Origin of the sequence: Desulfonatronum sp. SC1, assembly GCF_003046795.1 — a bacterium.
Taxonomy (GTDB): domain Bacteria; phylum Desulfobacterota; class Desulfovibrionia; order Desulfovibrionales; family Desulfonatronaceae; genus Desulfonatronum.
Window position 1 is genome coordinate 26,574 of the sequence record NZ_PZKN01000022.1, and the last position, 17,700, is coordinate 44,273.

General features: G+C 60.0%; 18 protein-coding genes. 10 read left to right on the top strand and 8 right to left on the bottom strand.

Translation table 11 applies throughout. The annotated features are described in order from the left end of the window. The first annotated feature begins 10 nt into the window (after positions 1-10). Together C6366_RS12305 and C6366_RS12310 are read left to right on the top strand one after the other, a co-directional pair. Positions 11-1,387, top strand: a complete 1,377-nt coding sequence (locus C6366_RS12305; protein ID WP_107738285.1) for an NlpC/P60 family N-terminal domain-containing protein — start codon at positions 11-13, stop codon at positions 1,385-1,387. Positions 1,388-1,415: 28 nt separating this feature from the next. Next, a complete protein-coding gene (locus C6366_RS12310) occupies positions 1,416-2,594 on the top strand; it encodes an aminoacetone oxidase family FAD-binding enzyme (RefSeq protein WP_107738288.1) in 1,179 nt (392 codons plus the stop codon). A 33-nt stretch (positions 2,595-2,627) separates the two neighbouring features. Here the strand turns inward: C6366_RS12310 and C6366_RS12315 are convergent, their stop codons facing one another. After that, entirely contained in the window at positions 2,628-3,671 is a 1,044-nt protein-coding gene (locus C6366_RS12315) for an FUSC family protein (RefSeq protein WP_107738290.1), read from the bottom strand. A gap of 297 nt (positions 3,672-3,968) precedes the next feature. Between C6366_RS12315 and C6366_RS12320 the strand changes: the two genes are divergently transcribed. The 8 genes from C6366_RS12320 (at position 3,969) to C6366_RS12355 (ending at position 10,072) form a co-directional block, all read left to right on the top strand. Then, positions 3,969-5,891, top strand: coding sequence for an NADH-quinone oxidoreductase subunit L (locus C6366_RS12320; RefSeq protein ID WP_107738292.1), 1,923 nt, complete (start codon positions 3,969-3,971; stop codon positions 5,889-5,891). A gap of 1 nt (position 5,892) precedes the next feature. Then, positions 5,893-6,750 (top strand): respiratory chain complex I subunit 1 family protein, encoded by an 858-nt coding sequence (locus tag C6366_RS12325; RefSeq protein ID WP_107738294.1) that lies wholly within the window; start codon positions 5,893-5,895, stop codon positions 6,748-6,750. Between the two features lie 5 nt (positions 6,751-6,755). Beyond that, entirely contained in the window at positions 6,756-7,193 is a 438-nt protein-coding gene (locus C6366_RS12330) for an NADH-quinone oxidoreductase subunit B family protein (protein WP_107738296.1), read from the top strand. An 11-nt stretch (positions 7,194-7,204) separates the two neighbouring features. After that, positions 7,205-7,621 carry an NADH-quinone oxidoreductase subunit C gene (locus tag C6366_RS12335; protein ID WP_107738298.1) on the top strand — a complete coding sequence of 139 codons (417 nt, stop codon included), beginning with the start codon at positions 7,205-7,207 and terminating at the stop codon, positions 7,619-7,621. Positions 7,622-7,657: 36 nt separating this feature from the next. Beyond that, positions 7,658-8,734: a nickel-dependent hydrogenase large subunit gene (locus tag C6366_RS12340; RefSeq protein ID WP_107738300.1), complete on the top strand. Its 1,077-nt coding sequence runs from the start codon at positions 7,658-7,660 to the stop codon at positions 8,732-8,734. A 10-nt stretch (positions 8,735-8,744) separates the two neighbouring features. Further along, positions 8,745-9,137, top strand: coding sequence for a 4Fe-4S binding protein (locus C6366_RS12345; protein ID WP_107738302.1), 393 nt, complete (start codon positions 8,745-8,747; stop codon positions 9,135-9,137). Positions 9,138-9,342: 205 nt separating this feature from the next. Beyond that, positions 9,343-9,501, top strand: a complete 159-nt coding sequence (locus C6366_RS12350) for a CcmD family protein (RefSeq protein ID WP_084032199.1) — start codon at positions 9,343-9,345, stop codon at positions 9,499-9,501. Next, positions 9,473-10,072: a tetratricopeptide repeat protein gene (locus C6366_RS12355; RefSeq protein WP_107738304.1), complete on the top strand. Its 600-nt coding sequence runs from the start codon at positions 9,473-9,475 to the stop codon at positions 10,070-10,072. Before C6366_RS12350 ends, C6366_RS12355 begins: the two co-directional genes overlap by 29 nt. 79 nt (positions 10,073-10,151) lie before the next feature. Here the strand turns inward: C6366_RS12355 and C6366_RS12360 are convergent, their stop codons facing one another. Genes C6366_RS12360 through C6366_RS12390 form a run of 7 tightly spaced genes read right to left on the bottom strand, consistent with a single transcriptional unit; the run spans position 10,152 to position 17,700 of the window. Continuing rightward, positions 10,152-11,651 (bottom strand): adenylate/guanylate cyclase domain-containing protein, encoded by a 1,500-nt coding sequence (locus C6366_RS12360; RefSeq protein WP_107738306.1) that lies wholly within the window; start codon positions 11,649-11,651, stop codon positions 10,152-10,154. Continuing rightward, positions 11,642-12,703, bottom strand: coding sequence for a tRNA lysidine(34) synthetase TilS (gene tilS, locus C6366_RS12365; protein WP_107738308.1), 1,062 nt, complete (start codon positions 12,701-12,703; stop codon positions 11,642-11,644). Before tilS ends, C6366_RS12360 begins: the two co-directional genes overlap by 10 nt. A gap of 43 nt (positions 12,704-12,746) precedes the next feature. Further along, on the bottom strand, positions 12,747-13,082 hold the full coding sequence (locus C6366_RS12370) for a hypothetical protein (protein WP_107738310.1): 336 nt from the start codon (positions 13,080-13,082) through the stop codon (positions 12,747-12,749). 42 nt (positions 13,083-13,124) lie between these two features. Then, positions 13,125-14,459 carry a glutamyl-tRNA reductase gene (hemA, locus tag C6366_RS12375; RefSeq protein WP_107738312.1) on the bottom strand — a complete coding sequence of 445 codons (1,335 nt, stop codon included), beginning with the start codon at positions 14,457-14,459 and terminating at the stop codon, positions 13,125-13,127. Between the two features lie 3 nt (positions 14,460-14,462). Beyond that, on the bottom strand, positions 14,463-15,290 hold the full coding sequence (locus C6366_RS12380) for an inner membrane protein YpjD (protein ID WP_107738314.1): 828 nt from the start codon (positions 15,288-15,290) through the stop codon (positions 14,463-14,465). Next, on the bottom strand, positions 15,277-15,954 hold the full coding sequence (locus C6366_RS12385; protein ID WP_107738316.1) for a bifunctional precorrin-2 dehydrogenase/sirohydrochlorin ferrochelatase: 678 nt from the start codon (positions 15,952-15,954) through the stop codon (positions 15,277-15,279). Before C6366_RS12385 ends, C6366_RS12380 begins: the two co-directional genes overlap by 14 nt. A gap of 18 nt (positions 15,955-15,972) precedes the next feature. Then, positions 15,973-17,700 carry a glycosyltransferase family 39 protein gene (locus C6366_RS12390; protein ID WP_107738318.1) on the bottom strand — a complete coding sequence of 576 codons (1,728 nt, stop codon included), beginning with the start codon at positions 17,698-17,700 and terminating at the stop codon, positions 15,973-15,975.

Sequence of the window (17,700 nt, forward strand, 5' to 3'; positions counted from 1 at the left end):
AGTTCAGGTCATGGCGACACATCCACTGCGAATCGCGGCGTACCTCTTTCTGGGGCTTTTGCTTTCCGCCTGCGCACCCAAGTTCCCTCCACCGGGCGAGGTGTCGGATCTGCACTTGCTGCCTCAGAAGACCGGTCGGTACGTACCGAGCCTCGGAGAGTCGGAACCGCTGCTCTCGGCGCGAGATCAGCAACACCTGGCAACCGATTTTCTGGCCCGATTCTTCGCGCCCTGGGATGACTGGAACGAGGAATCGGCGGACGGCCTGGATCTGTTCTGGGGGGTGCGGCACTACCAGGACAGGGTGGTGTACGGGGAAAATTTGTTGCCTGTTCCCGAGGGCTGGCTGGATGAGATGACCAGGCGCAGCGCTGCGGAACTCTTCCCGTCCCTGGTGCATCCGGCGGTGACCGTCGGGCCGACCTCGCTGCGCGTTCTGCCGTCCTTTGCTCCGGTATTCAATGATCCCGCTTCAGCGGGGCAAGGTTTTCCCTTTGACATGCTTCAGAATTCCCTGATCCCGGCGGGAACCCCGGTGCGGGTGGTGCACGCCTCTCCGGACGGGGATTGGTATCTGGTGACGGCGCCGCATGTTTCCGGCTGGGCGCGTCCGTGGGAAGTCGCCTGGGTGGACGCGTCCTTCATGGAGGCGTTTCGCGGCGCGGACCTGGTCGCGGTGACCCGTGACCACGAGGTGGCGCGGACCTCTCACGGCATGTACGCCCTGCACGGACGCGTGGGCATGCTCTTGCCGCGCTCCGACGACCCCGCTCCAGCGGGCATGATCGCGGTGCTCACACCACAACGCCGGGCGGACGGCTGGGCCGAGTTGCACACCGCGTTCCTTTCGGAGCAGGGAGTTGATCCCTGGCCCTTGCCCCCGACCGTGGATCGGTATGTCCGCGTACTGGACGGGCTTTTGGGCCAGCCCTACGGATGGGGCGGAATGTATGAAAACCGGGATTGCTCAGCCTTGATCCAGGACGTTCAGGCCCTGTTCGGGATCGCCATGCCCAGAAATTCCCGAGCCCAGGCCCAGGCTGGGCGTGTCGTGGATCTGACGGACCTTGGCGCGGCACAAAAGGAGCAGCACATTCTCGAATACGGCGTCCCGTTACTGACCATCGTGAACCTGCCCGGTCACGTGATGCTCTACCTCGGCCCGGATACGGCCTCGGGGCGTCCGGTTGTCATGCACTCCATATGGGGACTGCGAATTAAAGAATCAGGAGCCTTGGAGCCGCGGACCAGCACGCTGGGGCGATGGGTTCTGGGGCGGACCGTGATCACCACCTTGACCCCGGGGATAGAACTCCCGACGTTGATCAGGCCTCAAGGGTTGCTCGTGGAACGAGTGACCAGCATGACCATTCTGGGGGAAAGGTAATCCGCTCATCGTTTGCCGTCGCACCGTCATGACCCATTGCGATGTCGTCGTTCTGGGGGCAGGGGCCTCCGGGTTGGTCTGCGCTGCCCAGTGCGCGAAGCGGGGCCGAAGGGTCGTGGTGGTGGACCATGCGGACCGGCCGGGGCTCAAGGTGCGCATTTCCGGCGGGGGGCGTTGCAACGTGACTAATCGCCGGGTGCAGGCCGAGAACTACGTTTGCGCCAACCCGCACTTCGTGAAGTCCGCGTTGGCGCAGTACCCCTCGAAGCGTTTCTTGGCCTTTCTGGCCGCGTACGGGGTGGAGACGGTGGAAGCCGACCATGGACGGCTGTTCTGCGTACCCGGCGCAGCGGCCGTTGTCGCTGCCTTGCTTCGCGAGGCCGAGGAGGCCGGGGTCTCCTGGGCACTGGGCGAACCTATCCGCGAGGTCCTGGCGACGGACAACGAGTTTCAGGTCCATTGCCGGACACGATCTTTTGCTTCACGTTCCCTGGTGGTGGCCACTGGCGGGCCGGCTTGGCCGCGGATCGGAGCCACGGACTTCGGTCTGCGTTTAGCCGAGCAGTTCGGCTTGCGGGTCTTTCCGGCGCGTCCAGGCCTAGTTCCCTTGCGGGCCTCGGGGGACCTGGTCGGCTTTTGTCGGGAATTGAGTGGAATTTCCCTGCCGGCTCGGGTTGTCGTGGAGGGGGCTCGAATTCCCGATAGCATTGAAGACGCCCTCTTGTTCACGCACCGGGGCATCTCCGGTCCCGCGACCCTGGACGCTTCTCTATATTGGCGGCCGGGGCGGCATCTGGCAATCGACCTGCTTCCTGGTCGGAATATCGGCGAAATGCTCGCCCAAGCGCCCCGGCGTGAGGTCCGCAACGCCCTGGCTGCTGCCTTGCCGGCCAGATTGGCGGAACTTTTGTGCCGCCGTCACGGCTGGTCCGGCCAAGCGGGGAGTCTACCAAAAAAACAGCGTCTCGATCTGGAACGGACGATTCACGCCTTCCCGTTTCACTCCTCCGGAACCGAAGGCTTGGACAAGGCCGAAGCCACTCTGGGCGGCGTGGACACCGACGAGGTTTCCTCCAAGACCATGGAAGCCAAGGCCGTGCCAGGGCTTTTTTTCATCGGCGAAGTTCTGGATGTGACCGGACGCCTGGGCGGGTACAACCTGCAGTGGGCCTGGTCGTCAGGGTTTGTGGCCGGGCAGAGGGCCTGAGACGGCGCGCCGACGGCAATTGAGATCGGTAGCTCAGCTCTGGACGTCGCTGGTTTTCAAGAGCCCCTTGGCCATGGACTCCATGGCGTGCAGAAAGGAAAAGACTTGTAAGAGTTTTCGCAGGTTAAATCGTTTGGTCACTCCGGCGGCCCGCAGTTCCTCCAGGCGGGCTTCAAAGCTCTCCACCCCCTTCTTTAGATCGTCCAACACGGCTTCCCGGCCCTCACCGATGGCAACCATGACGTTACTGGTGGCTTGCGCCAGGTTTCGAACCTGGGCGGCCATGATGATGTCGTAGCCTTCCCCCTCGTCAAAATCATTGAGCACACGAAGCATGGTCCGCATCTGCTCCACGCAGTTGTCCAAGGCCGTCACGCGGCGGCTGAGCGTCTCCAGGTCCTCGGAGGAAATCAACCGTTCATGGCGCAAGGCCTTGGTCAGAAGATCCCTGGCTTGCCGGGACGCGGCACTGATGTTCGCCAGGAGGTCCGGGGCCACAGTGGTCTGCTTGGAGAGAAACGCCTCCACCAGTATCCCGTAGCACCGGGCGGACTCGGCGAACTGGGTGCGCATCTGTTCGCGCAACGTGCTTCCGGCACGACGGGGCAAGATCAGGACCGTGACTAGAAACGCGCTGCCGACCCCGATGCCGATTTCCAGGATTCGGTGCAGAGCGAACAGAATACGCCGCTCTTCCTCGCTTCCGGCGACCACGATGATCACCACGGTGATCGCGGCCATCAAGAAGCGGGGGTTGTACCGGGTCATGTAGGCGCAAAAGCCAACTGAAAGAAACAGGCCCAAGGCCATGGGCCAACCGGGGCCGGGCAGGGTCAGCAGAGTGAGGATGCCGATGGCCGCGCCCATCACGGTCCCGGTCAGGCGATTCCAGCACATCCACAGCGAATCGGCCACGGTGATTTGCATGACGATCACCGCGGAGAGCACGCCCCAGAAGCCATACTCCAACTGGAAAGCATGGACCACGGCATACGCCAGGACTGCCGCGAGTCCGGTTTTTAAACCGTGACGCAGATGTTCGGGTGAGTAGTCGAAACGGTCGGCAAGCGAAAACAACGAAGAATTCCTCCTCGGGAGTCAGTTGCGCTGGTTGTGCGTCGTCGGACCGCAAAAGGCAAGTTCAGGAAAGTCGATCAATTAGACAATTGAGGCAACAAGTAAGCAGAAGGTTGTACAATCCTAAAAATAATATACGTAGCCGCATAGTATTCGGTTTGGGGTTGACGGAAACATGGCCATCCGGCATAGGGTTCCCTAAGATATTTGATGAGGTAACACTGAGGTAACCCGTGGGCCGTCGAAGCACTCGGAGCCCGGGAATTTGTTCAACCCTTTTATCCTATTGGAGAAGGTATGCCTGATACCCTCCTGTTTATCCTGGTAGTGGTTCCATTCATTGCCGCTCTGGGGCTCTACGCGCTGCGGAACGATTCTCTGCGCATGGTTATGGTTTTGGCTACCGCGGTTCTCTTGACGGGTTCCTCGCTGGCCTTGTTTTCCCACGAAACAGTCGCCTTTTCGACGACACTGCTGGGCGTCAACCCGCAGCCGTTGATCGTGCTCCTGGATTTCGTGGTGTTGTTCATCATCTTAGCGGTAGGTCTCAGCGCGAAGCACCGGCTGATTATCTACCTTGCCGGAGCACAGATCGTGCTTTTGGCCATCTTCAAACTGGTTTCCCCGGCCGAGGCCACCGGGCAAGCCATGTTCCTCGTTGATCCCCTGGCCAAGCTGATGGTTTTCGTGGTCAGCGTCGTTGGTTCGGTTATCGTCATTCACGCTCTGCCCTACATGAAGAATCATGAGGCACATCTGCATCTGACCACCTCCCGGCAGCCGCAGTTTTTCGCCGTCATGGTTTTGTTTCTCGGGGCGATGAATGGGTTGGTTCTGACCAACGATCTTGGAAATTTCTACTTTTTCTTCGAGGTCACGACGCTTTGCTCGTTCCTGCTGATTCGGCACGACCTCACCGATGAAGCCAAGGCCAACTCCCTTCGGGCGTTGTGGATCAACAGCCTTGGCGGCTTGGCCCTGCTGATCGGCCTGCTCTGGATCTCCCTGGATCTGGGTACGGTCAACATTCAGCAGATTCTGGCCATGACCCCTGAGGCCGCTTTCCTGCTGCTGCCCATCGGTCTGCTGTGCTTCGCCGGATTGACCAAGGCTGCTCAGCTTCCGTTCCAGAGCTGGCTGCTCGGCGCCATGGTTGCTCCCACCCCGACCTCGGCCTTGTTGCACTCCGCGACCATGGTCAAGGCTGGCGTGTACCTGTTCCTACGCTTTTCACCGGCCTATTCCGGGACATTCTTCTCCACGACCGTTGCCCTTGTTGGCGCCTTCACTTTCCTGGCTGCCGCGGCCCTGGCCATCAGCCAGTCCAACGGCAAGAAAATCCTGGCTTACTCCACGGTGAGCAACCTGGGATTGATCATCGCCTGCGCCGGCGTGGGCACCCCCGCCGCCATCGCGGCGGGGATGTTCTTGATCATGTTTCACGCCGTGACCAAGGCCCTGCTCTTTCTATGCGTGGGAACCATTGAACAGCGCATTGCCAGCCGCGATATCGAGGATATGCGCGGGCTGTACGCCGTCATGCCGGTGACAGCGCTCATTGCGGTGCTTGGCGCCCTGACCATGATCCTGCCGCCCTTCGGCATGCTCTTGGGCAAGTGGATGGCCATCGAAGCCTCGGCCCACAACATTCTGCTGGTAATCATCCTGGCCTTGGGCAGCGCCGTGACCGTGCTCTACTGGGCGCGCTGGGCCGGCTTGTTCATGACCTATCCCTTCAAGGGACGGATCTACGCCGAGTCGCAGCCCGCGATGACGCGGCTGCCACTGTTCGGACTCATCGCAGGTGCGTTGCTGCTTTCCTTCTACGCTCCGGCAATCTACAACTCTTTGATTTACCCGGCTATTTCCATACTTCCACTGGCCATGCCGGAAGCGGTACCCGGTACCTCCTGGGGCATTTTGGTCATGGAACGCGGCTCCTTTCCGGTTATTCCGTTGTTTCTCGTAGCGGCCCTGGGACTGATCGCGGCCATCTACTTTTACAAGGTCGCCGGCAAAGTTAAGCCCACCGGGCCGTATCTGTCCGGCGCCCAATCCCCGGATAACGAGAACGAGTATATCGGTCCCTTGCGCCAATCCATCTTGCCGGCAACATCCAACTACTACCTGGAGAAGATTTTCGGCGAAAGCACCATCAACCGCTGGGTGAACACCACGGCCATGGTGCTGATTCTCCTGATGCTCGGAGGGGGTCTTTAACATGACAAGCGCTCAAGTTTTTCTGGCATTGATCGCGGGACTTTTCTTGGCGCCCCTGGCCGTCGGTGTGCTCACCGGCGTGGACAGGAGGGTCACGGCCCGGTTGCAGTCTCGGATTGGACCTCCCATTTTGCAGCCGTTTTACGACATCGCGAAGCTGATGGGCAAGGAGCCCATGCTCGCCAACCATTGGTTGGCCTTCTGCTCCATGCTGTATCTGGCCGGAGCCGTCACGTCCGTGGTTCTGTTCTTCCTCCAGGCGGACCTGTTGCTGATCTTCTTTGTCCAGGCCGTGGGGTCGGTCTTTCTGGTGATCGGCGCGATGACCGTTCCATCGCCGTACAGCCAGATCGGCGCGCATCGGGAACTGCTCCAGATCATCGCGTATGAGCCGTTGCTGATCCTGGTCATTGTCGGCATTTTCCTGTCCACCGGAAGCTTCAAGATTGAGGCCGTGTACGCCATGGAACAGCCGCTGCTGTTCCAGCTCCCCTTACTGTTCCTGGTCCTGGGCATTGCGCTGACCATCAAGCTGCGCAAATCCCCTTTCGACATTTCCGCGTCGCACCATGCGCACCAGGAAATCGTCCGAGGCGTGTACACCGAATACTCAGGTCCGTACTTGGCCATCGTGGAGATTGCCCACTGGTTCGAGATCGTCCTGATCCTCGGGCTGCTTTCCTTGTTCTGGTCCACCAGCATTGTCGGCATGGTTTTGCTCTTGGGCATTACCTATTTCGTGGAAATCCTGGTCGACAACACAACGTCGCGGATGACGTGGCGCTGGATGCTCAGTACCGCCTGGATAACAGGCATTACGCTTTCCCTGATTAACCTGCTTTGGCTGTATTACGGGTAGACACTATGAACTTCATATCCAATTTTATCCAAACGTCTCGGATCAAGTCGCCCTGGGTCATGCACTTCGACTGCGGAAGCTGCAATGGGTGCGACATTGAGACGCTGGCAGTGCTCACTCCCGTCTATGACGTGGAGCGTTTCGGAATCATCAATATCGGCAACCCCAAACACGCGGACGTGTTGCTGGTTACCGGCACGGTGAATCACCGCAACAAGAAGGTGCTCAAGAACCTCTACGATCAGATGCCCAAGCCCCGGGCCGTCATCGCCATCGGGGCCTGCGGACTGACCGGCGGGGTGATGCGTGAAGCGCCGAACGTCGTCGGCGGCGTGGACAAAGTCATTCCGGTGGATGTCTACGTTCCAGGCTGCCCGGCCAAACCTGAAGCGATCATCGACGGCGTGGTCAAGGCGCTGGAATTGTTCGCCGCCAAGTCTTAAGGAGTTGGAATATGGCTGAAGCTCAAACCAAAGACAAAGATAAAATCGTTGGCATCCTCCCGGCAACCGATATTGCCAGCGACGCTCTCAAGGGCGAGGTGCTCAAGCTGAAGGCTGACGGATATCGTTTCGTGACCATGACCTGCGTCGATCTGGACGAGGATCATGTCGACTTGATTTACGCTTTCGACCGCGACCTGGAGATGGTGCATTATCGTCTCAAACAGCCCAAGGCTCAGTCCGCGCTGTCCATCTCCGACATTCTGTTCACGGCCTTTCTCGTGGAAAACGAAATCCAAGACCAGTTCGGGATCTGCTTTGAAGGGCTGGTGTTGAATTTTGAAAACTATCTGTACCTGGAGAAAGAGGTCGGCAGGACGCCTTTCTGCAAATACAGCGTGATTCGTAAAGAATCGGAAGCCCAGTAATCATCCTTATCGCTGGTAATTACCTTAGGAGACTTTATGGCCAAGACCATTATCCCTTTTGGTCCGCAACACCCCGTCCTCCCGGAACCCATCCATCTGTCCCTGACAGTGGAGGACGAGATCGTGACCCAGGCCGTACCGGCCTTGGGCTACGTGCATCGCGGGCTGGAAAAGCTTTGTGATATCCGGGACTATCACCACATGATCCAGGTCGTGGAGCGTGTGTGTGGAATTTGTTCAAAAATTCATGCCATGTGCTACTGCCAGGCCCTGGAAGAGATGATGAAGATCGAGGTTCCGCCCCGGGCCAAAAGTCTGCGCGTGATTTGGTCGGAACTGCACCGCGTCCATTCCCACCTGCTGTGGCTGGGCTTGTTCGCGGACGCTTTCGGCTTCGAGGCGCTGTTCTATCAGCTCTGGAAGATTCGTGAGCGAGTCATGGACATTAATGAGGCCACCACCGGCAACCGGGTCATTGTGGCCGTGAACGTGATGGGCGGGGTAAGGAACGACCTTTCTCCCGAACAGATTCGCTGGATTCTCTCCGAGTTGGTCCTTGTGGAGAGCGAGCTCAAGGCCCTTGAATCCACCATTCTTGACGACTACACTGTCAAAGCCAGGACCGTTGGCAAGGGCGTCTTGACCAAGGAACAGGCCTATGAGTTGGGCGCGGCAGGGCCGACCCTGCGCGGCAGCGGCGTGGCCCAGGATATGCGCCAGTTGAAGTACGCCGCGTTCAGCGACCTGGAGTTCGAACCCGTCGTCGAGTACGAAGGCGACAGTTATGCCCGCGGCAAGGTACGGTATCGTGAAACCCTCCAATCCATAGACCTCGTCCGGCAGGCCCTGCACAAGCTCCCCGAGGGCCCTATCAACGTCAAGGTGAAGGGCAATCCTGAAGGCGAAGGCGTGGCCCGGGTCGAACAGCCTCGGGGCGAGCTATACTACTACATCAAGGCCAATGGGACGAAATACCTGGAGCGGCTGCGCATCCGCACCCCCACATTCGCCAATATTCCGCCCTTGGCGGCCATGTTGCCGGGGATAGAGCTGGCGGACGTGCCGGTGGTCGTTCTCTCCATTGACCCCTGCATCAGCTGCACGGAACGCTAGGAGACGAGTCATGTTCAAAATCACACCAATGACAGGCAATGTCCTGAAAAACCTGTTCACCAAGAAATCCACCCGGCTTTATCCTTTTGAGATCCGGGAGCCCTTTGAAAACAACCGGGGCGAGTTGTACATTGATATCGATAAGTGCATATTTTGCAACACCTGTGCCCGAAAGTGCCCGTCTCAATGCATCACCGTGGACAAGGAAAAAGGGATTTGGCGTTGCGATGCCTTTGCGTGCGTCTACTGCGGAACATGCGGAGACCATTGCCCCACCAAATGCTTGCATCATAAGCGAACTTGGCGTCCCGTGGCCACGAGCAAAGTGATCATCGAGGAGCAAGGCACCCCGCCCAAGCCGAAGAAGAAGGCCGCCGTCAAGAAGGAAGAAGCCGTGGAATAGACGTCACCTTGAATGGCTCGAGGCGTTCTTCCGGGAACATCTCGGCAACTGAAAAAAAGAGGAAGGGCATGGCCGATTCGGCCATGCCCTTCCTCTTTTTGGCTATTTGCGGCTTTTTCGCGAGAAGTGGTTTCTTTACGAATCCGCTGGAAATGCATACAATATTACTTTACCCACCTCTCTTTCCGGGATGAAGGGCAATCTCATGGATACGGCACAATATTTGTTGGCCGCCAACGCGGCGGTCTGGATCGGCCTGGGGGGCTACATTTTTTTTCTAGCTCGCCGACAGGCCATGATGGAGCAACGATTACAACACTTGGAGGCTCTGGATAATGAGCAGCACGACACTCGGTCCGCATGATCAAGGACGCCGTCTGGTCGTGGCGGTCATCGCCCTCGGTCTGGTTTTGCTATTTGTCGGATCGATCATCTACCGTCTGCAGAACCCGAGTTTGACTATGCAGGCTAGGCCATCGGAAACGTCCATGGCCATGAACGAGATCTCCGAATTGATGGCCCGGCTGGACAGTGAACCGAACCATTTGCCTACGCTGATGGCCCTTGGGGACCAGTTCATGCGCATGGGTTCCTGGGAGCGGGCGGCGGCTTTCTGGAAGCGCTCCATCGCTCTGGATCCGTCCCTGGACAGGGCCTTGAACGGCTTGGGCGTGGCCCACTATAACATGGAGCAGTACGTCGAATCCGCCGAGCAGTTCGAGCGGATCGTGGAAATCAAACCCGATAATCACCGGGCACACTTCAATCTGGGCATGCTTTACAAGCATTACCTGGAGGAACCGGAGCTGGCCCGAGTACATTTTGAGCGAGTCTTGGAACTGGAACCGGATGATGTCGAGCTGATGGTGCGCATCCGGGACGAGTTGGCGAACATGACTCCCGGTGTTCTTGAGAGCGAGCAACCGGCGGGCTGAACATCCGAAACGCGCCCACATCCGCGATCATAAAACAGCGCCGGCTCTCACGTCATCATGAGAGCCGGCGCTGTTTTATTTATCCATCGCTCTTGACGGTTGGTCTTAACCCGGACCTTGTCTCCTCGTCTCCACCTTGGAGGACGTAAATTTCCAACTCATCGTCCATCCCCGGTAACGGCCGCATCCCGACTGAAGTCAGTCCATGGCCTTTGTCGTGGTTGAGCGTGAAGTCAACGCTCGCGGCGATCCGGACGTCCAGGGGCCTGGTCAGACGTTCGATTCTGCTGACCACGTTCACGGCATGGCCCATGACCGTGTATTCCATGCGCTCCGGGCTGCCGATGTTTCCCGCCAGTACCGGGCCGGAATGCAGGCCGATGGAGTTTCGCAGGCGCAGGTCCGGACCCAGCCGCAATTGCTCATTCAACTCGTCGCATCGGGCGACCATGGCTTTGGCTGCTTTCAAGGCAGCGTGGTGTTCCTGTTCCAGAGGAACGGGATGTCCGAAAACCGCCAGGACCATGTCCCCGACAAACTTGTCCACAATGCCGCCGTGATGCTGAATCACCTCGACCATGGCCGTGAGGTAGTCGTTGAGCAGACCCACCAGCAATTTGGGCGGCAGCTTCTGACACAGCCGGGAAAAACCGCGCAGGTCGCACACCAACAGCGTGGCGTTGTGCATTTCGCCGCCCAGTTCAAGGCGGTTCTTTAGCAGGTGTTCCATCGCTTCGGTCCCGAGGATTTTTCCCAGGCTGTTTTTCATCAGAGCCTTTTCACGCAATTCCGTGACCATGGCGTTGTAACTCCGCGCTGAAGCGACGATTTCTCTTGGTCCCGACTCATCCAGACGTTGGGAATAGTCACCTTCGCCGACCTTGCCCAGGGCATGTTGCAGCTTGCCCAACGGACGAAAAATGCTGCGACTGAAGTACCAGCTCATGCCCATGGCCACGACCAAAGCGATGAACAGTGAGATCAGTCCGGCTTGGCGGATGGCCGCCAATTTGCCCTCTACGGTTGCCACGGTCATGTCGATGCCGATCAGGGCCACGGGACGTCCCGCGGAGTCGTGAATCGGGGCGTAACCGGACATGGTCGCCCCCCATTGGTCGTAATGCGGACGTTCATCGCTGGAAGGCCGCACGAATCCCTGCAAAAGCGCTATCGGCGGATCAGGATACAAGGCCCCGATGGGCTCCGGTAGTTCGTCCTCGCTGATGATTCCGTCACCGTCGTCGTCATGGGCTGGTGAGTCCACGATAAATCGCACCTGGCCATGCTCCAGGCGCATGGTGTAGGCGAAAAGGTATTCTTGACCGGTCTGGGCGATAATGCCCATCAGTTCTTGGATTTCCAGGTATTCCGGTGAGGTCGCCTGCTCCGGCTCGGTCAGTTTTCGCAAAATGTCCCCGTCCACGAGCATGGCGGCGATTTTGGCCGTGGCCTTGAGCTGATCTCGGATGGAATCCAGCATGGCGCTTCTGGCTTGATAGTAGAAGTAGGAGCCCGTGGCCCCGGAGGCCATGACGGCGATCAACAGGATGCCGAGGAAGAGTTTGACGCTCAGTCGCATGAGGTGGAAGTCTCCTGTGACGTGAAGGTTCGTGACGTGGCGAAGCGGATACCAGCTGGGTTGATCATGGCGGACTTGCCGCCCGGGAATTGGAGGGTTGCTTCTATTCGGCGGTTTTTCCAGGCTTGGTCAAGGCGTAAAAGGGAGTCGTGCAGAGCTTGGCCTGGCCCGAGGTCGTCGATCATGGCTTTGTAGAGGCGCAGGCGCAACCCTGGGTGCAGGGTGCGCAAAAGGGAGGACTCCAAGTACCGTCCGCACTGTTTAGCCTGCAGAGCAAGCGGCGTGATCAGGGATGTAAAGAGATCGCCGTCCAATTCTCCTTGTCGGTGCAGACGGGTGATGGCCTCCAGGAATCGAGGGTTCTCCCGGATCATCAGAGGAACTATATCCTTACGAACGCGGTTGCGGGTGTGGTTCGGGTCCGCGTTGCTGACGTCTTCGGACCAAGACACTCCGGTGTCGTTTAAAAAATCCCGGAGATCCTGCTTGGGAACGTGGAGCAGAGGGCGCAGGAGCAGGCGTGCCGAATCCCAGCAAGGCATCCCGGCCAACCCCGGCCACCCTGTCCCGCGGATCAAGCGCATCAGTACGTCCTCGGCCAAGTCGTCGGCATGGTGGGCGGTGAGCAGCATGTCAGCGTTGAGTTGTCGCCGCACCCCGAAGAGAAAGCGATAGCGCAGGGTGCGTCCGGCTTCCTCCAGGCCGGTTCCGGTAATCCGGGCGTACCGGGCGACATTGCTTCTCCCCACCGTGATCCGGACGCCGAGACGTCGGCAGAACTCCGCGACATGGCCCGCCTCCTGGGCGGATTCCGGACGCAGCCCATGGTCCAGGTGGGCGACGTTGATCGTGAGCTCCAGGCGAGGGGCCAGACAATGCAGGATCAACAGCAGGGCCGTGGAATCGCTCCCGGCGGAGCAGGCCAGTAACAGGTGGCGATGGTGAAGGGGAAGAGCGAGGTCGTGGAGGAGAAATCGCTCGATGCCCAGACAAAACCGCGCCCAGGTGGGTGGCAGGTCCTGGATGGTGGTGGGCGGAGCGGAAGAGTGCATGCTGTGTCTGAAGAAATCCGGACGGTTGCGCCTTTGAAAGCCTTTATACCGGGATGTCCAGTTCAGCCAGCATGGCGTCGATTTGGTTCAGAATCCAGTCCCGTTGGTCCCTGTCGGCGTAGGCGATGCAGGAGCAGCGCAGTTTGCCTCGACCTCGGATCAGCAGTTCCACTTTCAGCCAGTTTGGGCCGGTTTCCAGGGAGCAGACGAAGGGGCCGCACTGGGCCGCGTGCTCGCGCTGTTCCGCGGAGAGGAGGTTGTCTGGGATTTCCAGCCAGTACATATCCTCCACGGAAGCCTTAACTGTTTTAGCCTCAAGGCAGGCCATAAGGCGCTGCATGTCCGCGGAAATGAGTTCGTCGATCAGGTAGGCGCGCAATGGTGTCTCTCCAAGAGTGTTTGCAGCGAGGCTCGGGACGATTCATTCCTCGCTTGATTGGGGTTTGCGTCGATCCGGATGGGCGTCCGGGCTGGGCGGCTCGTTGTCCAGGTTGAACATCCGGCGGGTGACGTCGATGTACCGTGTCCCGGCGTCCTCTTCCTGGGCGCGGCGCTTCAGGAAGTCCAACGGCTGGTGATACAGCTTGTGGGCCAGGGAGAGCACCAGTGTCTCCAGGGCCTGGCTCACTTCCGGGTCGTCGGCTTTCGAGCCCAGGCGACGCAGGGTTTTTTTGAGTTCCTTGCGGGCGATCCGTTCTCCGCCGGCCAGAAGGTCCAGAATGGTCGGCTTGAGGTCCAGGGAACGCAGCCAACAGGCGAACTTTTCCGTTTCCTCCTGGACAATGACCATGGCCTTGGCCGCCTCGGTTTTGCGCTGGCCTAGATTTTCCTCCACCACTTCCTTCAGGTCGTCGATGTCGTAGAGGTAGATGTTGTCCAGGTTGTTCACGTCCGGGTCGATGTCCCGGGGCACGGCGATATCGATGAAAAACATCGGCCGGTTGCGGCGGCGTTTCATGATGGATTGGATATCGCGACGCTGGATTACCGTCTGGGTCGCTCCGGTGGAACTGATGACGATGTCCGCTTCGGCCATGCGCTCGAACAGTTCGGCGAAGAGCACGGCCTCCCCCTTGATGCGGGAGGCCAGTTCACAGCCCCGGGCGTGGGTGCGGTTGGCGATGAGCATCCGTTTGACCCCGGCTGAGAGCAGGTGGGTGGCAGCCAGCTCGGCCATTTCTCCGGCCCCCACGAGCATGGCGGTCTGGCTGGAGAGGTCGCCGAAGATGCGCTTGGCCAATTCCACGGCGGCGAAACTGATGGACACCGCGTTGGAGGCGACTTTCGTCTCCGTGCGCACCCGTTTGGCCACGGAGAAGGATTTGTGCAGGAGCCGGTTCAGGACCACGCCGGAAGCCCCCTGCTTGACGCTGCTCCGGTAGGCCTGTTTGAGCTGGCCGAGAATCTGGGGCTCGCCCAGGACCATGGAATCCAGGCTGGAGGCCACGGAAAACAGGTGGGTCACCGCGTCCAGGTTGCGGTGGGTGTAGGTGTGATCCTGCAATTCATGGACGTCGCCCCCGCAACAGTTGGCCCAAAAGCGCAGGATCTCCCGTACCGTGTCCTTGTCTTCACGGCCAACGGTTAATAGTTCCACCCGATTACAGGTGGAAAGGATCATGGCCTCTTTCACGCCGGACTTGGCGGCGATCAGCCCCTGGTCCCGCGGGTCGACGTCGGGCAGGGCGTAGCGCTCCCGGACCTCGACCGGGGCGGTGCGGTGGTTGAGTCCAAGCAAACAGATGGATTGGTTCATGACTTAGGGTTGAAAGCTGTGGTGGGTCTCGAGGAAAAAGTTGATCCCCAGCATGGAGACCAGGGACAAAGCGAAGATCCAGATGGCCAGCTTGGCCGGCTTGCGGCCGCGCCAGCCGTTGACTAGGCGCTGGTGGAAGAGAAAGGCGAAGAGCAGCCAGACGATAATGGCCGCGACTTCCTTGGGATCCCAGGAGAAGAAGCGCTCCCAGGTGAAGTGCGCCCAAAGGAATCCGGAAAGCAGGCCCACGGTGAACAGTGGAAATCCCAGGTTCACGGCCCAGGCGTTGACCTGATCGAACAGGGACAGGGAGGGCAGATCCTTGCTCAGGCCGGTGATCTTGGTTTTGCCCTTGATCTTGTTTTCCAGGAACAGGTAGACCGCCCCTGCGCTGGCAGCCATGGCCAGCAGGCAGATGCTCAGGAACAGGGTGCCGATATGCAGCCCGAACCATAGCCCCATGAAGCTTTCCGGCAGGATGACCTCCATGCTGGGCAGGGTCGTGGCGAAGGAGTAGACGATCAGGGCCAGGGGCAGGGAGGTCAGGGCCAGAAAGTGCATCCGCAGCCGCCAGTTCAGGACCAGGGAGACGATGATCAAGGTCCAGGCCATCAGGCTGAAGTAAAACGGTCCGTGACCCAGGGCGTCCGAACCGTAACGGGCCAAATACAGCCCGACATCCACGGTGTGCAGGCCGAAGCCGAGCAGGGTCGCGATTTGCCCACCGGAACGGAGAAGGGGGCCGCGGATCAGCACCGCGAGAATATGCAGAACGGCCCCGAGAAAATAGAGCGCCAGAACGGCTAATTCGAGGGTTTCAGTCAGGTTCACCGATCACGTCCTCCAAGCGGGGATGCAGGCTTTCGGGGAGATGACGTCGCAACACTTCCAGAATTCGGGCGTCGTTCCCTGACTGCACGGCATCCAGCAGTTGGGATTGGGTCAAGGCCCGGAACACGGCGGTATTCTCCGACGTGGGCAGGTTCAAATCCAGAATCAGCGGGCGCAGACGGCGCATGAGGGCCAGGAACCGGGCGTATTCCGGTCCGAAGCAGGCGCCGAGGTCCTGGCGGATTTTTTTGGCCAGGGCCGGACTGGAGCCGGACGTAGACACGGCGATGGTCAGGTCGCCTTGGGAGTGCATGGCCGGGAGAATAAAGCTGCATTTCTCGGGCTGGTCCACGATGTTGCAGAGTATCCCTCGTTCGGCGCACAACCGACTGATTCGCCAGTTCAGGTTTTCGTCGCTGGTACTGGCGATGACCAGGAAGCAGCCTTCCAGATCCTCCGGAAGAAACGTGCGGATATGGTATTCCACCAAGCCCTGCTCGATGAGTTCTCGCCAGCAGGGATCCGGTTCTCGGGTATCCACGATCCGCAATCGTCCCGGGGCGCAGGACAGGAGCGTGCGGACCTTGCGCGTCCCCACCTGGCCCACGCCGACCACCAGGCAGTATTTGTCGTGCAGATCGAGAAGAATGGGATAGTAGCGCATGACGGTGTTGGGAATTCCTTACTGGCGGGCGGCAGCGTAAAAGCCGATGGTCACCCACTGCCCCTTGGAATAGTTGAAACCGCGAATAATGGCCAGCCGTTCCACGTCCAGGCCAAGATTGCCCACGGCTTCATGAAAGCGCTGCTCCTGGCGGGATTCGACCAGCGCCAGGCCGTTGGGATGCTCCAGGAGATGGCTGGCGGCGTCCAGGTGATTGACCAGTCGGGTTGGGGTTCCCAGGAGAAAGGCCAGGCTGGGTTCCTGAAAGCCCGTTGAGGCGACGAGGCCGCTAAGGTCCGGATGTTCCCGGCGCAGGGAGTCCACGGTTTGCAGCACGGCCCGGCTGACCCAGAATCCGCGCAGTTCGGGCAGGCCCTTGCCCAGAATGACCGGAAACACCAGGACCGCGCCCAGCAGGAGAATCCCGCAAACCTGGGTCATCCGTCCCTCCTGGTAGGCTCGCCATGCCAGGGCGGTCATGGCCAGGACGATCAGGGCCGCGAGAACGCCCCACCAGGAGAAGGCCTTGTCCAGGTAAAGCGGGGCCACGATCAAGCCGATGCCCAGCACGACCCCAATGGCCAGCCACAGCCCGGCTCCGATTTTGGGAATCCAGGTCGCGAATCGGCCTGGAGAGCCTGCCGTCGTGGATGAGACGCCGGGATGGGCCGCCCGTTGAGTGAGTGTGGCCAGCCAGACGCCGATGAGCAGGGCGATGGCCGGATACATGGGCAGGACATAGTGGGGTAGTTTGGTGGGTACCAGCTCAAAGACGATCCAGGACGGGACGATCCAGGCCCAGAGAAAGCGGACCAGGCGGTCCGTTTTACGCAGGGACCAGGTCTGGACCAGGGTTGGCCAGGCCAGCAGCGATCCCGGCCAGAAGGTCAGGGTGAACAGCAGCAGATACATTCCCGGAGGCGCGCCGTGGGATTCGTGGCCGGAAATCAGTTTGGGCAGCAGGTCGCCAGTGACCGCGTCGGAGACGAAGGAGCCATCCGTGGCCAGACTGACGGCGATGAGCCAGGGCAGGACCATGGCCGCGGTCAGGAGCAGGCCGGCCTTGGGTCGCAGTCCGCTTAGCCAGGCAAAGCGTCCGTAAGTGATTGTTTCCGGGGCACGGCGATCGGCGATGAACAGGGTCAGCAGGGTCAGCCCGGAGATCATCGGCCCCACCGGACCCTTGAGCAGGATGGACCCGCCCATGCCGCCCCAGAACAACAGCCAGAGCCACGGTTCCGGCTGCTGGTCCGCCGGGCGGATGTAGCAGCGGGCCAGGGCCACCTGCATGGCCGTGATGGAGGCTAGGAGCATGGCGTCGGTTTTGGCCAGGTGGGCCTCGGTGACCAGCAGGATGGTGCAGGCCAGCAGGGCCGCGGCGGCCAGGGCGAAACGGATGTCCATGGCTCGTCTGGCCAGGGAAAAAGTCAGCAGCACGGCCAGTACGGCCCCCAGCACGGACGGCAGGCGATAGGGCCAAAGGGCCTCGGGATTGGTCAGACGGGCCGAGGCGGCCTGGAGCCAGTAGATGCCCACGGGCTTTTTGTGGCGATCCTGTTCCTGGAATTTGATCCGGATGTAGTCCCCTTCTTCCAGCATCTGCCGGGAAGCCTGGGCGAAACGGGCCTCGTCCCGGTCAAAGGGAGGCAGGGTGGTCATGCCCGGCAGGAACAGCACCAGGCAGAGGCAGAACAGGATCAGGTATCCGAAAGTGGCGGCAAAGGGGCCGTCGAGAAATTTTGTCAT

Excerpts from the sequence above, each read along its gene's own strand:
- C6366_RS12305 (WP_107738285.1), top strand. The coding sequence starts at position 11 with ATGGCGACACATCCACTGCGAATCGCGGCGTACCTCTTTCTGGGGCTT.
- C6366_RS12310 (WP_107738288.1), top strand. The coding sequence starts at position 1,416 with ATGACCCATTGCGATGTCGTCGTTCTGGGGGCAGGGGCCTCCGGGTTG.
- C6366_RS12320 (WP_107738292.1), top strand. The coding sequence starts at position 3,969 with ATGCCTGATACCCTCCTGTTTATCCTGGTAGTGGTTCCATTCATTGCC.
- C6366_RS12325 (WP_107738294.1), top strand. The coding sequence starts at position 5,893 with ATGACAAGCGCTCAAGTTTTTCTGGCATTGATCGCGGGACTTTTCTTG.
- C6366_RS12330 (WP_107738296.1), top strand. The coding sequence starts at position 6,756 with ATGAACTTCATATCCAATTTTATCCAAACGTCTCGGATCAAGTCGCCC.
- C6366_RS12335 (WP_107738298.1), top strand. The coding sequence starts at position 7,205 with ATGGCTGAAGCTCAAACCAAAGACAAAGATAAAATCGTTGGCATCCTC.
- C6366_RS12340 (WP_107738300.1), top strand. The coding sequence starts at position 7,658 with ATGGCCAAGACCATTATCCCTTTTGGTCCGCAACACCCCGTCCTCCCG.
- C6366_RS12345 (WP_107738302.1), top strand. The coding sequence starts at position 8,745 with ATGTTCAAAATCACACCAATGACAGGCAATGTCCTGAAAAACCTGTTC.
- C6366_RS12350 (WP_084032199.1), top strand. The coding sequence starts at position 9,343 with ATGGATACGGCACAATATTTGTTGGCCGCCAACGCGGCGGTCTGGATC.
- C6366_RS12355 (WP_107738304.1), top strand. The coding sequence starts at position 9,473 with ATGAGCAGCACGACACTCGGTCCGCATGATCAAGGACGCCGTCTGGTC.
- C6366_RS12360 (WP_107738306.1), bottom strand. The coding sequence starts at position 11,651 with ATGCGACTGAGCGTCAAACTCTTCCTCGGCATCCTGTTGATCGCCGTC.
- tilS (WP_107738308.1), bottom strand. The coding sequence starts at position 12,703 with ATGCACTCTTCCGCTCCGCCCACCACCATCCAGGACCTGCCACCCACC.
- hemA (WP_107738312.1), bottom strand. The coding sequence starts at position 14,459 with ATGAACCAATCCATCTGTTTGCTTGGACTCAACCACCGCACCGCCCCG.
- C6366_RS12385 (WP_107738316.1), bottom strand. The coding sequence starts at position 15,954 with ATGCGCTACTATCCCATTCTTCTCGATCTGCACGACAAATACTGCCTG.
- C6366_RS12390 (WP_107738318.1), bottom strand. The coding sequence starts at position 17,700 with ATGACAAAATTTCTCGACGGCCCCTTTGCCGCCACTTTCGGATACCTG.